Origin of the sequence: Pseudochrobactrum asaccharolyticum, from assembly GCF_003314995.1 — a bacterium.
GTDB lineage: Bacteria > Pseudomonadota > Alphaproteobacteria > Rhizobiales > Rhizobiaceae > Pseudochrobactrum > Pseudochrobactrum asaccharolyticum.
Map to the genome: position 1 here is coordinate 553938 of NZ_QNRH01000001.1, position 14886 is coordinate 568823.

Consider the following 14886-nt stretch of genomic DNA (forward strand, 5'->3'; position numbering starts at 1 on the left):
GAGAATGACGGAGAATGACGGATGTTTACAGGTATTGTGACCGATATCGGTGAAGTCTCGGACGTTAAAGTTCTTGATGAAGGTGTGCTGCTGCGCATTGATACGGCTTATGATCCTAAAACCATTGAGATCGGTGCATCAATTGCTTGTTCCGGTGTTTGCCTGACTGTGACCCGTTTGCCGGATATTGAAAGCAATGCCCGCTGGTTCGAAGTGGAAGCATGGGAAGAGGCGTTACGTCTGACCACCATCAGCGAATGGAAATCCGGCCGTAAAATCAATCTGGAGCGCTCGCTGAAACTCGGTGATGAGATGGGCGGCCATCTGGTTTCCGGTCATGTCGATGCGATGGCAGAAATCATCAATATTGAGGCGGAAGGTGAGGCGGTGCGCTTTACCATTCGTGCGCCGGAAAATCTGGCACCTTTCATTGCGCAGAAGGGCTCTGTGGCACTGGACGGCACATCGCTGACCGTGAACGGTGTCAACGGCAATGAGTTCGATGTGCTGCTGATCCGCCATTCTTTGGAAGTGACCACATGGGGCTCCCGTCAGGTTGGCGATAAGATCAATATCGAGATTGATCAGCTGGCACGCTATGCCGCACGTCTGGCGCAGTTCAAAGCATAAAACGCATATCAAGATACGTCATATCAAAGGCGCCGCTAAAGACATGCTTTAGCGGCGCCTGCTCGTTTGCATGCGACAAAATTACAGAAATGCAGCAAACAGGGCTTACTTTTTAAGCATAATGCTGTAGAGCAGAATTTATTACCGTTCAGCCATTTGCTTAACCTCAGTTGTGCAGAGTTTCGTCTGTCACAGCGGGGCTTGCTGTCGTTGCAGGACAAAAGCCGTTATTAAAAAATCTATGGCCGCTTACATTGTAAGTGCCGCAGGTTTCTATAGAATATGATTTATATATGCTTTCTTGTCCCGCACGGGATGCGGAAGACAGTAGAGTGTTCTTAACCTGCAGCAGTTTCGGAAAAACCGCTCTGGTTGTCGTGGGTTCGTTTGCTGGAATAGCAATTGATTATGGAGAATGAGATGACCGGAAATCTGGCGTATCAGCCGCATATTCTGATTGTTGAAGCCCGTTTTTACGATGCGCTTTCTGATGCACTTCTGGACGGCGCCAAAGCCGCGCTTGATGATGTGGGTGCAACCTATGATGTTGTGACCGTGATGGGCGCGCTTGAAATTCCGGCAGCTATCTCCTTTGCTCTGGATGCAGAGGCAGGCGGCGGTACTGAATATGATGGTTATGTTGCGCTTGGCACGGTCATTCGCGGCGAAACCTATCATTTTGAAATTGTTGCGAATGAATCCTCCCGTGCGCTGACAGATCTGTCGGTGTCAGAGAGCATTGCGATCGGTAATGGTATTCTCACTGTGGAAAATGAAGAGCAGGCCTGGGCCCGCGCCAAACGCAGTGAAAAAGATAAGGGTGGATTTGCTGCGCGCGCTGCCCTGACAATGATTGATTTACAAAGAAAATTTGGAGTCTGATATGACCGCCCCACATGCGACGCCGCAGAATGCGCCGCGCACCGCCAATAAGCGAGGCGTAGCCCGCCTTGCTGCCGTTCAGGCTCTGTATCAGATGGAAGTCACCGGCACCGGCGTGCTGGACATTGCTGCTGAATACGAAAATTTCCGTCTGGGTAAAGATATTGATGGTGATCAGTATCTGGATGCCGATCCGCAGTGGTTCCGCGCGATTATCGCCGGCGTTGTTGCAGACCAGCGTGTTCTGGATCCGATGATCCGTCAGTCGCTGACCGAAGACTGGCCGCTGTCGCGTCTTGATTCGACACTGCGTGCGATTCTTCGTGCGGGTATCTGGGAATTGCGCACCAAAAAAGAAGTGCCGACCGCAGTGATTGTCTCGGAATATGTCGATATTGCCAAAGCATTTTACGACGAAGACGAGCCGAAACTGGTCAACGCTGTTCTCGATCGTTTGGCATTTGAGATCCGTGGTGAGAGCCGCGGTACAAAAAAAACGCCGCGTTAATCCTGTTTTGACGGCGGCAGAACAATCTGTCACGCCTGTGATGTATTTTAAAAGCCGGTACAATTCTGTGCCGGCTTTTTTTATGCTCAATTGTCGCTTTGTCTGTTTTTAAAACAGGCACTTGACCTTTGTCTCCGGCTTTCGCATCCTGCGGACAGAATACCGGAAGACAAGCCTGAAGCATGCTGATCAGACAGATGCTACAAGAAAACATAATCCTGATGACTAAGCGATTTCAGAACAGGATTATGGGGTAAATCGAACGACCGGACTCTGAATTGAAATGACTGCCTTCTGTTTCTGTCTGAGCAGACTGAGAGCATTTTCTGAAGCGCCCTCTGCGCTTTAAATGACTGCTGTACCTTGCTTCATGCCGTCCTCCGTTATCGGGAGATAATCCGGTGATTATTCCGGAATTATAAAGGCCGAAGAATAAGGGGAATACGCATGGCAGTTCTCATACTCATTCTTATTTGTGGTATTTTGGCTCTGGTCTATGCAGGCTGGGCAATCCGTTCTGTGCTGGCATCCGATGCGGGGAATGCGCGGATGCAGGAAATTGCAGGTGCTATCCGCGAAGGGGCGCAGGCCTATCTGGCGCGCCAGTATATGACGATCTTTTTCGTCGGTGCGGTGGTCTTTATCATTACATGGTGGCTTTTGGGCGCCTATGCGGCTTTCGGCTTTCTGATCGGTGCGGTTTTGTCCGGTGTGGCCGGTTTTATCGGGATGCATGTCTCCGTGCGTGCCAATGTGCGCACAGCACAGGCGGCTTCGATGAGCCTTGCGGGTGGTCTGGAGATTGCTTTCCGTGCCGGTGCGGTAACAGGTATGCTGGTGGCAGGTTTGGCACTGCTTGGCGTGGCCGGTTATTACGCGCTGCTCACAGCCGGTATGGGCTATGCCTCCGGTGACCGTGTGGTGATTGATGCACTTGTGGCACTCGGTTTTGGTGCCTCGCTGATTTCAATCTTTGCCCGTCTTGGCGGTGGTATTTTCACTAAAGGGGCAGATGTCGGCGGCGATCTGGTCGGTAAGGTTGAAGCCGGTATTCCTGAAGATGACCCACGCAATCCGGCAACCATTGCTGATAATGTGGGCGATAATGTCGGTGACTGCGCCGGTATGGCCGCAGATTTGTTTGAGACCTATGCAGTGACAGTTGTTGCGACGATGGTGCTGGCAGCAATTTTCTTCGCCGGTGCGCCACTGTTGCCGGTAATCATTCTCTATCCGCTGGCGATTTGTGGCTTATGTATTCTCACTTCTGTTGCCGGTACATTCTTTGTGCGGCTTGGCACAGATAACTCCATTATGGGGGCGCTTTATAAAGGCCTGATCGCCACAGGTCTGCTTTCAGTCGTTGGTCTGGCGCTGGCAACAACCATGACAATCGGCTGGGGAGAGATTGGCACAGTCGCCGGTGTTGCTATTTCCGGCAGCAATCTGTTTATCTGCGGGTTGATCGGTCTGATCGTTACCGGTCTGATTGTGGTGATTACCGAATATTATACCGGTACCAATAAACGTCCGGTCAACTCCATCGCACAGGCGTCGGTCAGTGGTCACGGTACCAATGTGATTCAGGGGCTGGCTGTCTCGCTGGAATCAACGGCACTGCCAGCCATTGTTATCGTGTTTGGCATCATCACCACTTATCAGCTGGCCGGATTGTTCGGTACGGCGATTGCGGTGACAGCAATGCTCGGCATTGCCGGTATGATTGTGGCGCTCGACGCCTTTGGCCCTGTGACTGATAATGCCGGTGGCATTGCGGAAATGGCGGGGCTTGATCCTGAAGTGCGCAAGGCAACCGATGCGCTGGATGCGGTCGGTAATACGACCAAAGCTGTGACCAAGGGCTATGCGATCGGTTCGGCCGGTCTTGGTGCCTTGGTGCTGTTTGCGGCCTATTCCAATGATCTGGCGTTTTTTGCAGCCAATAGTCAGAACTATCCGTATTTCAGTGATATGGGCGCAGTCTCTTTTGATCTGTCGAACCCTTATGTAGTAGCAGGCCTGATCTTCGGTGGTCTGATCCCTTATCTGTTTGGTGGTATTGCAATGACTGCCGTGGGGAGGGCTGCGGGTTCGGTGGTGCAGGAAGTGCGCAGGCAATTCCGTGAAAAGCCGGGAATCATGAGTGGCACAGAGCGGCCTGATTATGCCCGCGCGGTGGACATTCTGACCAAGGCGGCCATTCGGGAAATGATTATCCCGTCTTTGCTGCCGGTACTGGCGCCTCTGGTAGTCTATTTCGGTGTATTGCTGATCTCGGGTTCCAAGGCTTCGGCTTTTGCTGCCCTTGGCGCATCTTTGCTTGGGGTGATCGTCAATGGTCTGTTTGTGGCAATCTCGATGACGTCGGGTGGCGGCGCATGGGATAATGCCAAGAAGAGCTTCGAGGACGGTTTTACTGATGCAGACGGTGTTAAGCATCTGAAAGGCTCGGAGGCCCATAAAGCCTCGGTGACTGGTGATACGGTTGGCGACCCCTATAAGGATACTGCGGGGCCTGCGGTTAATCCGGCAATCAAGATCACCAATATTGTGGCGCTGTTGCTGCTGGCAGTTTTGGCACATCAATAAACAAAAACGCCGGTGAGAATATCTCACCGGCGTTTTCAATTCATATCTGACTTGTTGTAATGCGCTATTACATTGTGCCTGGCAGTGAGGTTGGCAGTTTGCCAACGCCTTGCATGAGCTGTCCGACAAAAGTCTGGTCTTTACCGCCGGTCGGTGTGGTGCGGGCAACAAAGTCAAAGACCTTGCCATCCTGCAGACCGTAATGGGCGATCTGAGAAACTTTACCGTCCTTGCCGAAATAAACAGCCAGAATACGACGGTCGATAATTTTTGGTTTCATGAATTGCGCAGCACGGAAACGCTTTTGCGAAATATAGTAGAAAACTTCATTATCAAATGTTGCCGTTGTGGACGGGGTGCCGAGTGTCAGCAACACCTGTTCACGACTGGAACCAACAGGAACAGAATCAAGTGCCTGTTCATCAAGGACATAACCTTCAGTCAGTGTTTCTGAAGGATTGAGCATGCTTGCGGTATTGCAACCGGCAAGTCCGAGCGAAAAAAGCACGGCTGCGCCTGTAATGAGCAAGCTTCTGCTGCGGTTTTGTGCGAAAATACGCTGCAACGACGACATCTCCATAAGCATTATCCCAACGGTACTTCCGTAACCTGATGAACTTGGGTAAACCACCTTGCATCCGGATGCAACAAAAGCATGGGCGTTTAATCATGATTCTTAATTTATTAAGACGCAAATCCCGAGTAAATGAAGCAATTACTCTGTCTGCTTACGAAAAAATCGTGGCGGCAGCACGACAAAAGCGCTTCTATGCGGAATTTCTTGTGCCGGATACACCAATCGGGCGTTATGAGATGCTGTCATTACATGTCTTCTTGCTGATGCACCGGTTGAAATCGGAAGATCCGGCGCTGAAAGAACTGACGCAGGATATTGCCGAAGAGTTTTTCAAGGATGTGGATCATTCATTGCGTGAGCTTGGTATCGGCGATCAGGGGGTGCCGAAGCGTATGAAAAAGCTGGCGCGCATGTATTATGGACGTGTGCTGAGCTATGCTGAGGCTATTGATAAGAATGATGAGGCCGAACTGGCGCTGGCACTGAGCCGCAATGTGCGGCCGGATCTGACGGAAGCGGGACAAAACTGGGAGCAGAGCAGTGCTATGGCCGCTTATGCAATGCAGACCTATCAGTATTTGCTCACACAGCCGGACAGCAAATTCCTTGAAGGCCACTTCAGCTTTGCATAAATAAGCTTGATATCATTGTTGTTAAACCAGCAATTCAAAAAATAAAGATGGACTTATCATGACGAAATATAATGGGTCGGGCGATGCAGGGCTTAAGTTTCCGGTTTCGGTGGCTCATGTGCCGAGCAAAGGCCTGACTATAAAAATCGAAGCCGATGAAAAAGAACGCGCGCAGCTGGCAAAAAATCACGAGTTGATTTCAGTTGGTTCTTTTACGGCTGATTTTGTGATCACCCAGTGGAAAAAAGACGGCATCAAACTGCGTGGTCATATTGAAGCGCAGATTGTACAGGCTTGTGTGGCGACACTGGAGCCGATTGAAGCGCAGATCAGTGAAGATGTGGATACGGTCTTTGTACCGGAAAATTCACGTCTTGCACGTATTCGTCTTGATGAAAGCGGCGAAATGCTGATCGATGCAGAGGGGCCGGATATGCCGGAAACTTTTGAAGGCGATCAGATTGATATCGGTGCGGTCGCCGAAGAGTTCTTTGAACTGGCAATTGATCCTTATCCGCGCAAAACAGATGCCGAATATATCGAAATTATCGAAGAAGATGATGAAGAGGTTGAGGACGACGTGAAGCCGGATTCGCCTTTTGCCGGTCTTGCGAAATTGCGCGATAAAAACTGACGCGCGATTTTAAGGCAGTTAGACATGCACGGAATTTGAATAGGCAAAGCCGCTAAAGTGCTTTATATTCAAACGCATGGTGTGATAACTGTAATGCTGGGAACTGATGTCTGCGTGGCAAAATTAAATTTAAGTTGTGCGCGCAGACAAAAAAGTTATTTTGCGCAATTCAGGGCATGGTGCAGATTTCTGCTGAAATCGCACCAGCGCTGAAGAGAAGACGAAGATATTCATGCTGTCTTTCGGGCTGGCTGGATATGCATTTTAAATCATGCCGGGCACGCAGGCTCTGATAGTAAACCCGTATGGTTTGTGAAGACCGGTATAGGACGATCAAGTGGTCACAATTTCTATTGACGCTATGGGGGGCGATTTTGGCCCTGAAGTGGTTATCCCCGCCGCAGCGAATGCACTGGAGCGTCATCCCGACATCCGGTTTCTTTTTTATGGTCTGGCGGGTCAGGTTGAGCCGTTTCTGGATAAATTTCCCAAATTAAAAGCTGCCTCGGTCCTGCATATCAGTGAAACCGCCGTGCAGATGGACGACAAGCCTAGTCAGGCTTTGCGGAATGGTCGTGGCAAGTCCACGATGTGGCAGGCCATCGAAGCCGTTAAAAACGGTGAGGCCGATGTTTGTGTTTCTGCCGGTAATACCGGTGCGCTGATGGCAATGGCAAAATTCTGCCTGCGCATGATGGCGAATATCGAGCGTCCAGCTATTGCAGCAATCTGGCCGACAACACGTGGCGAAAGCATCGTTCTCGATGTTGGCGCCAGTATTGGTGCAGATGCCCGTCAGCTGATTGATTATTCGGTGATGGGGGCGGGCATGGCGCGCGCTCTGTTTGAGATCAAGCGCCCGACAGTTGGCCTACTCAATGTTGGTGTTGAGGAAGTTAAAGGTCTTGATGAGATTAAAGAAGCCGGTGCTGCGCTGAAGGCAACGCCGCTGCCGGGCTTTGAATATAAAGGTTTTGTCGAGGGCGATGATATCGGCAAAGGCACTGTGGACGTGGTTGTCACGGAAGGCTTTACCGGCAATATCGCTCTGAAAACCGCTGAAGGTACTGCAAAGCAGATCGCTTCTTATTTGCGCGGTGCGATGAGCCGCACATGGATGGCTAAGCTGGGATACATCTTTGCCAAGGGCGCATTTAACCGCCTGCGCGAGAAGATGGATCCGAATAAGGTCAATGGCGGTGTGTTTCTCGGTCTCAACGGCGTAGTCATCAAAAGTCATGGCGGCGCAAGCAGCGAAGGCTTTTGTTCGGCGATTGAAGTTGGCTATGACATGGTACGCAATGGTTTGATGCAGAAGATCGAAGCAGATCTGACTTCATTCTACAGCCATTATAAGGCTGAGGAAGCGGAAGCCGTTAGCACAGAAGCTGCGGACAGTCCTGCCAAACCTGCTTAATTATCGTAAATTTGCCTTATATGATTTTCATATAAGCGCTGACTCAGGCAGTCATTGCTTTCTGCTCAGGCATTTGTAATGACTGCTATTATATTGTTGCTGCCGGTGATCTATATATAAATACGTTGTCCGGCAGGACACAAAATCAAAATATGTATCCGGTGTCGTCGGATGGCTTGCATTGCGCCAGATGACCGACAAGATGCCCGATATGTCAGACAGGAAAATTACTGATGATCAGATCCGTCGTTAAAGGCATTGGTGCAGTCACCCCGGAACGCGTTGTTAAAAATGCTGAGCTGGAAGGTGTTGTCGAAACAACCGACGAATGGATCGTTCAGCGTACAGGTATCCGTCAGCGTTATATCGCCGGTGAACATGAAACCACAGTATCACTTGGTACCAAGGCAGCGCAGGCCGCTTTGGAAAATGCCGGTCTGACGATTGATGACATTGATCTGATTATTCTGGCAACCTCCACACCAAACCATACATTTCCTGCCAGCGCGGTTGAAATTCAGCATGCTCTGGGCATGAAGCACGGTTTTGCTTTTGATATGCAGGCGGTGTGCAGCGGTTTCGTTTATGCTGTGACCACCGCCGATATGTATATCAAGAGCGGTATGGCCAAGCGCGTTATCGTGATTGGTGCAGAAACGTTCTCCCGTCTTCTCGACTGGAAAGACCGCACAACCTGCGTTTTGTTCGGCGATGGTGCCGGTGCAATCATTATGGAAGCGGCTGAAGGTAACGGCTTGACCTCCGATCGCGGTGTGCTGACTGCCAATCTGCGTTCAGACGGCTCTCATCAGGAAAAGCTCTATGTCGATGGCGGCCCTTCGACCACCGGTACCGTTGGTCATCTGCGCATGGAAGGCCGTGAGGTTTTCAAACATGCGGTTGGTATGATCACGGACGTGATTGAGGCTTCATTTGCCACGACCGGTCTGAGTGCTGATGATATTGATTGGTTTGTACCACATCAGGCCAATAAACGTATCATTGATGCCTCTGCGAAGAAGTTGAATATTGCCGAGCATAAAGTGGTGATCACTGTTGACCAGCATGGCAATACATCTGCTGCTTCTGTGCCTTTAGCTTTGGCGACTGCTGTTAAAGACGGACGTATCAAGCAGGGCGACCTGATTTTGCTTGAAGCAATGGGCGGTGGCTTTACATGGGGTGCGGTTTTGTTGCGCTGGTAGGGCGTATAAACGTCATTTCAATGGCTTTAGCACGTAAAGAAGTTCAAATAGTCGCAAAAGTCTGCTTGACCATCGGCATTTCATCTGTGTAACCTGTTGCACATACAAGAGATTATCACCTTTAACGCTAGCCGAGTAGGTTCATCATGGGGGGTAAGACTGTCACGCGTGCCGATCTGGCGGAAGCTGTCTATCGTAAGGTAGGGCTGTCACGTACTGAATCTGCATCGCTGGTAGAAATGATTCTTGACGAAGTCTGTGATGCTATTGTGAATGGCGAAACTGTTAAGCTTTCGTCCTTTGCAACATTTCAGGTCAGAGACAAGAATGAGCGTATTGGCCGTAACCCGAAAACGGGTGAGGAGGTTCCGATCCTTCCTCGGCGTGTCATGACGTTCAAGGCGTCCAATGTGCTGAAACAGCGCATTCTGGATCAGCACCTTGCGCGTCAGGGCAAGAAGGCTAAAGCCTGATTGAACAGAGATTTAAAACACCGGCTGCATTCGTGGCCGGTGTTTTGCTTTGTGCTGCTTTGTTCTGGTGGCGCAATGGATATTAGGGAAAAGGCATCGGGTTACGGAAACTTAACCCTGTTTCGCATTCCTTTTTAGGCGTTATGCAGCAGATCAATTTTGCTTTATGATCTGAGCGAATAAGAATCATTGCAGATGCTGACCAGAGCGACGCTCATTTAAGCCGGTTATTTCTCTCTTTCCTCACGGAAAGACCTGTATTTTACGTGTTTATTAGCGCCACGCCTTGTTTATGCTGGAAACGTGATTCATCCGAATTGATGTATCGTTTGAGTGATACTCCTTTGCGACCGGAAAGGGGCAGTACATGAATAAGAGTCCTGATGCGTTTAAGACGATCAGTGAGGTAGCGGAAGATCTGGATCTGCCGCAACATGTGCTGCGTTTTTGGGAAACCCGCTTCACACAGATCAAGCCGATGAAACGCGGCGGCGGCCGCCGCTATTATCGCCCGCTGGATGTGGAATTGCTCAAAGGTATCCGTCATCTGCTTTATGATCAGGGCTATACGATCAAAGGCGTGCAGCGTTTATTGCGTGAGAATAATGCACAATTCATTATTGCGCTTGGCAATGGTGATGTGGCGGCCGTTGAGGCGATTACCCGCCAGAAACAGGCAACAGCTGCGCAGGATGCCGCAATTGAGGATTACGATCCGCAGGAGCCGCGCCAGTCATCAGGCGGGCGCAAATTGTTCGGCTTGTTACGTGGTGAGGAAGAGGGGCCGATGGGCGCTGATTCTAAACGCCTGAACAAAGATAACCGCACACTTTTGCAGGAAGCTTTGTTTGATTTGCTGGAGTGCAAACGCCTTCTCGATCAGGTGCGCTAACTCTTAATGAGTTTGAAATAAAAAGCGGGGCTGCTAATGCGCCCCGCTTTTTTTATTACACGCGTTTCAGGCGCAGAACTTCACGTTTTTTCGCGTCAGTCAGGATCAGTTTGCCTTTGCTGATTTTCCAGCTTGTTACTGTTCCCAGCGCAGCATGGAATTTGGAATCCTGTTGCATCTGTGCGGGCGGGCAGGCCATGCGTGTCGATCCGGCAGGCTGAACTTTGATTGTTTCGCCTTTAATCTCCATGCCGCCCATATATTGGTTGCAGCCTGCATTGCCGGTGATGTTGCCGTCTTTTGCAATATCCAGTGTGGATTGAACTTTAGCGCTGACTTTCTGTCCCTGAATACGCTCTGCGACCCAATTGCCGTAAATACCTGTTTCTGCAGCCTGAGTCGCACCGAAGCTTGCAAGCAGAAGGCCTGCAGAGAGTGCGGCAGGTTGAATGAGCTTGGTAAAGTTAAATGGCATAACAATCCTCTTTTAATAAGCTGTATGAGGGCAATCTTATTTTATGCGCGCTTCAGGCGCAGAACTTCGCGATTTTTGCCGTCGGTCAGGATCAGTTTTCCTTTATTGATCTTCCAGCCTGTGACTTTTCCAAGCGCGCTGTGAAACTGAGAATCCTGTTTCATCAAAGCCGGAGGGCAGGCCATCAGTGTTGCTCCGCCGGGTAAGACTTTGATTTTGTCGCCTTTGATTTCCATGCCGCCCATATACTGGTTGCAACCGGCATTGCCGGAGATGTTGCCGTCTTTCGCAATATCCAGTGTGGATTTAACTTTCGCGCTGACTTTATGCCCCTGAATACGCTCTGTTACCCAGTTTCCATAAATACCTGTGTCCGCAGCATGAGCTGCACCGAAGCTTGCAAGCATTAGGCCTGCTGAGAGTGCGGCAGGCTGAATGAGCTTAGTGAAGTTAAATGGCATAACTGTCCTCGTAAAAATATTCTGCATAAAGGCAATCCTTTGCAGGTTCCGCATGGCTGCGGATAGTGCAGTAACGCTTATCAAACATATGGGTTGCACTAAGGCAGAAATAAAATTATATAGAGTAATAATTGTTAGCACTCTATCTATATGTGTACTCATGAAATCTGCAATTGTACAAAAGCGCGCTGATTTTCTGACGGACATGTCCGTGGCAGGCAGAAAGCTGCGCACTCTGTTTGATGTTTTTGCCAAAGAGCATGGCATGACTTTGCCGCGGGCGAGGGCGTTGTTTTTGCTGTCCAATCACAAATGCATGACACAGACCGAACTGGCCGCTGCGCTTGAAATTGAAACGCCGACCTTGGTGCGGCTGATTGATGGTTTGGAAAAGCAGGGGCTGGTCACGCGACGTGCTGTTGAGGGCGACCGGCGTGCCAAGCACATCATTCTCACAGAGGCTGCCCATGACCATGTTGAAGAACTGCAACGTGTCGCGGAAGTGCTGCGTATCCGCATTATGCAGGATCTGACAGAGGAAGATCTGGATCATGGATTGCATATTTTGCGGGTGATTTTGAAGAATATGGAAGCGATCAACTGAGATCATCATGGCAGACATACAAGCAAACCAGAAGGATGAGCCCAAAGAAGCTCATGACGATGCTGACGCAGTGCTGCATCCGGCGAAAGCCGATGCACAGCCTGTAAGCCAACCTTTATCCGATAGTGCAAGCGTGGCTATACAGCCTAAGGACAAACCGTCGCTTATAGAAGAAACTGTGGAAGCTGCCGAAGAGCCCGCACCACAAGCGCCGCCTGCGCCTCCGTTGCCACCTGCAAAACCTTTCCTGCTTTCTGCGGCCTTTGTCTGCGCCTCTCTGCTGATGTGGATTACACAGGGGATTGGTCTGAATATGGTTGCGGTGAATATTCCGCAATTACAGGGTGGGCTTGGCGCAACAACCGCCGAAACGACGTGGCTGCTGGCTGCCTATATGGCGCCGAATGTCAGCCTGACCTTGTTTCTGATGAAAATCCGCACGCAATACGGCCTGCGTTTGTTCACCGAACTTGGCCTTCTGGCCTTTGTGCTGGTGACCTCGCTGCACTGGTTCATTCATGATCTGAACTCGGCGCTGATCGTGCGGTTCTTTTCCGGTGCTGCAGCATCGCCGATGTCGACACTCGGCTTTTTCTACATGCTGGAAGCGTTTCCACCGAGCAAGAAGATGAGCTGGGGGCTGTGTCTGGCTCTGACCTGCACCACAATTGGTGCTCCATTAGCACGCATTATCTCGCCGAGCTTGCTCGGAATAGGGTTGTGGCCGCAGCTTTATATGCTGGAAATCGGTCTGGCGCTGATGTGCTTTGCAACGGTTTATACGCTTAAGCTGACGCCTATTCCGCATCAGAAAGTGCTCGAAAAGCTGGATTTCATCAGCTATCCGCTGATTGCACTTGGCTTTGGCCTACTGGCGATGATGCTGGTTGTCGGGCGGCTTTATTGGTGGCTGGAGGCGCCATGGATCGGTGTTTGCCTTGCTGTTGCTTTTGGTGCGCTGGCACTGGCCGCAGCGATTGAGTTTAATCGCGAAAACCCGTTGCTCAATATCCGCTGGCTGACAAGTCGCCAGACGCTGACGTTTGCCGGTATGTTGTTGGTCTTTCGTCTGGTGCTTTCCGAGCAGACGGCCGGAGCAACGGGTATGTTTCAGGCTTTAGGTATTTATAATGAGCAGAGCACCGGTCTCTATTGGGTGCTGATCGCCAGTTCCGTTATGGGTGGTATTATCTGTGCAATGGTCATCAGACCAGGCAGAGAAGCGTATATTTATACCGTGGCATTGCTGCTGATTATGAGCGGCGCCTTTATGGACGGACATGCCAATAATCTGACACGGCCTGAGATGATGTATCTTAGTCAGGCAATGATTTCTTTTGGCGGTGCTTTATTCTTGCCGCCTGCAATGGCCGCGGGTCTGGTCAGTGCGCTGAAAAACGGCCCTACCTATATTACCAGCTTCATTGTGGTGTTTATTTTCACACAAAGTGTCGGCGGCTTGTTTGGTTCGGCGGTGTTCGGCAGCTTTGTGACGTGGCGGCAGCAACATCATATGCGTGCGCTTTATGATCAGATTGTAATGACTGATCCTTTGGTGGCGCAGCGTATAGCACAGCTGTCTGCCTCTGTGTCGAAGGTGATCACGGATCCGGTCTATGTCAATGCTGAAGGTGCCGCTCTGCTTGGTCAGCAGATTGTGAAAGAGGCTACCGTTCTATCCTATAACGATCTGTTTTTGCTGGTGTCTGCCATTGCTGCAATGACGCTGGCTATTCTGATTATCCGGCGGGTTGTCGTGCCTGCGCTGTATCAGCTCTGGAACTTTTTGCAGCGCCATATAGCAGCTGCTGAACAACCCGCCGTAAACTGATTTTGATTTGAGAGTATCTGAAATGCAGAAGATTTTTCGTAACTCAGCCACATTATTCATTCTGGCTATCGGGCTTTGCGGCGTGTTGTTTATTCTCTACGCGTGGCAGTTGCCGCCGTTCCGCTCCTCGGTTGAAATGACTGAGTATGCCTATGTGCGCGGGCAGGTAACAATCGTCAGTCCGCAGCTTGCCGGTTATATTACAAATGTGCCGCAGCGTGATTATCTGCGTGTGAAAAAAGGTGATGTTCTGTTTACGCTGGATGACCGCATTTATGTTCAGAAACTGAAGCAGGCTGATGCTATGTTACAGACGCAGAAAGCCGCTCTGGCGAATTCTGAACAGGATCGTCTTGCGGCCGAAGCGCGGACACGGTCGGGTGAGGCTGTACTGAACAGTGCAAAGGCAGCCTTGGTCGTTGCAGAGGCGAACTATAATCGCGTGACACCTCTGCGTAAAAGCGGAGTGATGACCCAGAGCAATGAAGATCAGTCGCTTTCAGCTCTCGAGCAGGCGCGCGGTTCGGTTAGTCAGGCTGAGGCCGCACTGGAAGTGAATAAGCAGGATGTGCAGTCGATTGTCGTGCGCCGTCATTCATTGGAAGCTGCGGTCACCAATGCAGAAGCAGCAGTCGATCTTGCTAAAATTGACCTGAGCAATACGAAAATCATTGCGCCGCAGGATGGTGTTCTTGGTGAAATTGGTGCGAAACCCGGCCAATATGTCAATATCGGTGCGCAGCTGACCTCTCTGGTTCCGGATAAGAAGTGGGTGATTGCGAATTTCAAAGAAACGCAATTCTACGGCATGAAAGTCGGCTTGCCCGTAAGCTTTACAGTCGATGCACTTGGTTATGAGAAAATGACCGGCCGTATCGAGGCTTTCTCACCGGCCACAGGTTCAGAATTCAGTGTATTGAAGGCTGACAATGCCACAGGTAATTTTATTAAGGTGGCGCAGCGTTTGCCGGTTCGCATTGCTATTGATGAAGGCCAGCCACAGGAAGACAAGCTTGCGCCTGGTATGTCAGTTATTGTTAAAGTCGATACCAGCGCGAGTATCGAAAAATAATCGT

The 14886-nt window shown here is 50.4% G+C and carries 16 protein-coding genes; 13 read left to right on the top strand and 3 right to left on the bottom strand.

Features of this window, described 5'->3' with window-relative positions:
* Nucleotides 1–21 precede the first annotated feature (21 nt).
* The 4 genes from DFR47_RS02535 (at nucleotide 22) to DFR47_RS02550 (ending at nucleotide 4609) form a co-directional block, all read left to right on the top strand.
* Entirely contained in the window at nucleotides 22–630 is a 609-nt protein-coding gene (locus DFR47_RS02535; protein WP_113942817.1) for a riboflavin synthase, read from the top strand.
* 420 nt (nucleotides 631–1050) lie between these two features.
* Nucleotides 1051–1512, top strand: a complete 462-nt coding sequence (locus DFR47_RS02540) for a 6,7-dimethyl-8-ribityllumazine synthase (protein WP_113943200.1) — start codon at nucleotides 1051–1053, stop codon at nucleotides 1510–1512.
* 1 nt (nucleotide 1513) lies between these two features.
* Nucleotides 1514–2020, top strand: coding sequence for a transcription antitermination factor NusB (gene nusB, locus DFR47_RS02545; RefSeq protein WP_113942818.1), 507 nt, complete (start codon nucleotides 1514–1516; stop codon nucleotides 2018–2020).
* Between the two features lie 447 nt (nucleotides 2021–2467).
* Nucleotides 2468–4609, top strand: coding sequence for a sodium-translocating pyrophosphatase (locus DFR47_RS02550; protein WP_113942819.1), 2142 nt, complete (start codon nucleotides 2468–2470; stop codon nucleotides 4607–4609).
* Between the two features lie 67 nt (nucleotides 4610–4676).
* On the opposite strand, the gene DFR47_RS02555 is transcribed toward DFR47_RS02550, so the two are convergent.
* Nucleotides 4677–5189 (bottom strand): outer membrane protein assembly factor BamE, encoded by a 513-nt coding sequence (locus DFR47_RS02555; RefSeq protein ID WP_113943201.1) that lies wholly within the window; start codon nucleotides 5187–5189, stop codon nucleotides 4677–4679.
* Between the two features lie 89 nt (nucleotides 5190–5278).
* On the opposite strand from DFR47_RS02555, the gene DFR47_RS02560 reads away from it, so the two are divergent.
* From DFR47_RS02560 to DFR47_RS02585, 6 genes are all read left to right on the top strand, one after another.
* The gene (locus DFR47_RS02560; protein ID WP_113942820.1) at nucleotides 5279–5818 is read left to right on the top strand and encodes a ubiquinol-cytochrome C chaperone family protein; all 540 of its coding nucleotides are present in this window, start codon (nucleotides 5279–5281) and stop codon (nucleotides 5816–5818) included.
* Between the two features lie 58 nt (nucleotides 5819–5876).
* The gene (locus tag DFR47_RS02565) at nucleotides 5877–6452 is read left to right on the top strand and encodes a YceD family protein (protein ID WP_113942821.1); all 576 of its coding nucleotides are present in this window, start codon (nucleotides 5877–5879) and stop codon (nucleotides 6450–6452) included.
* A 337-nt stretch (nucleotides 6453–6789) separates the two neighbouring features.
* Entirely contained in the window at nucleotides 6790–7869 is a 1080-nt protein-coding gene (plsX, locus tag DFR47_RS02570; protein ID WP_113942822.1) for a phosphate acyltransferase PlsX, read from the top strand.
* A 233-nt stretch (nucleotides 7870–8102) separates the two neighbouring features.
* A complete protein-coding gene (locus DFR47_RS02575) occupies nucleotides 8103–9074 on the top strand; it encodes a beta-ketoacyl-ACP synthase III (protein WP_113942823.1) in 972 nt (323 codons plus the stop codon).
* A gap of 146 nt (nucleotides 9075–9220) precedes the next feature.
* The gene (locus DFR47_RS02580; protein WP_113942824.1) at nucleotides 9221–9547 is read left to right on the top strand and encodes an integration host factor subunit alpha; all 327 of its coding nucleotides are present in this window, start codon (nucleotides 9221–9223) and stop codon (nucleotides 9545–9547) included.
* Between the two features lie 367 nt (nucleotides 9548–9914).
* Nucleotides 9915–10439 carry a MerR family transcriptional regulator gene (locus DFR47_RS02585; RefSeq protein ID WP_113942825.1) on the top strand — a complete coding sequence of 175 codons (525 nt, stop codon included), beginning with the start codon at nucleotides 9915–9917 and terminating at the stop codon, nucleotides 10437–10439.
* Nucleotides 10440–10494: 55 nt separating this feature from the next.
* Here DFR47_RS02585 and DFR47_RS02590 read toward each other — a convergent pair whose 3' ends face one another.
* Entirely contained in the window at nucleotides 10495–10914 is a 420-nt protein-coding gene (locus DFR47_RS02590; RefSeq protein WP_113942826.1) for an META domain-containing protein, read from the bottom strand.
* A gap of 41 nt (nucleotides 10915–10955) precedes the next feature.
* The gene (locus DFR47_RS02595; protein ID WP_170137427.1) at nucleotides 10956–11402 is read right to left on the bottom strand and encodes an META domain-containing protein; all 447 of its coding nucleotides are present in this window, start codon (nucleotides 11400–11402) and stop codon (nucleotides 10956–10958) included.
* Nucleotides 11403–11586: 184 nt separating this feature from the next.
* Between DFR47_RS02595 and DFR47_RS02600 the strand changes: the two genes are divergently transcribed.
* The 3 genes from DFR47_RS02600 (at nucleotide 11587) to DFR47_RS02610 (ending at nucleotide 14882) form a co-directional block, all read left to right on the top strand.
* Nucleotides 11587–11979: a MarR family winged helix-turn-helix transcriptional regulator gene (locus DFR47_RS02600; RefSeq protein WP_210207244.1), complete on the top strand. Its 393-nt coding sequence runs from the start codon at nucleotides 11587–11589 to the stop codon at nucleotides 11977–11979.
* A 283-nt stretch (nucleotides 11980–12262) separates the two neighbouring features.
* Nucleotides 12263–13810 (top strand): MFS transporter, encoded by a 1548-nt coding sequence (locus tag DFR47_RS02605; RefSeq protein WP_374788362.1) that lies wholly within the window; start codon nucleotides 12263–12265, stop codon nucleotides 13808–13810.
* A gap of 22 nt (nucleotides 13811–13832) precedes the next feature.
* Nucleotides 13833–14882: an HlyD family secretion protein gene (locus tag DFR47_RS02610; protein WP_113942828.1), complete on the top strand. Its 1050-nt coding sequence runs from the start codon at nucleotides 13833–13835 to the stop codon at nucleotides 14880–14882.
* The last annotated feature ends 4 nt before the right edge of the window (nucleotides 14883–14886 follow it).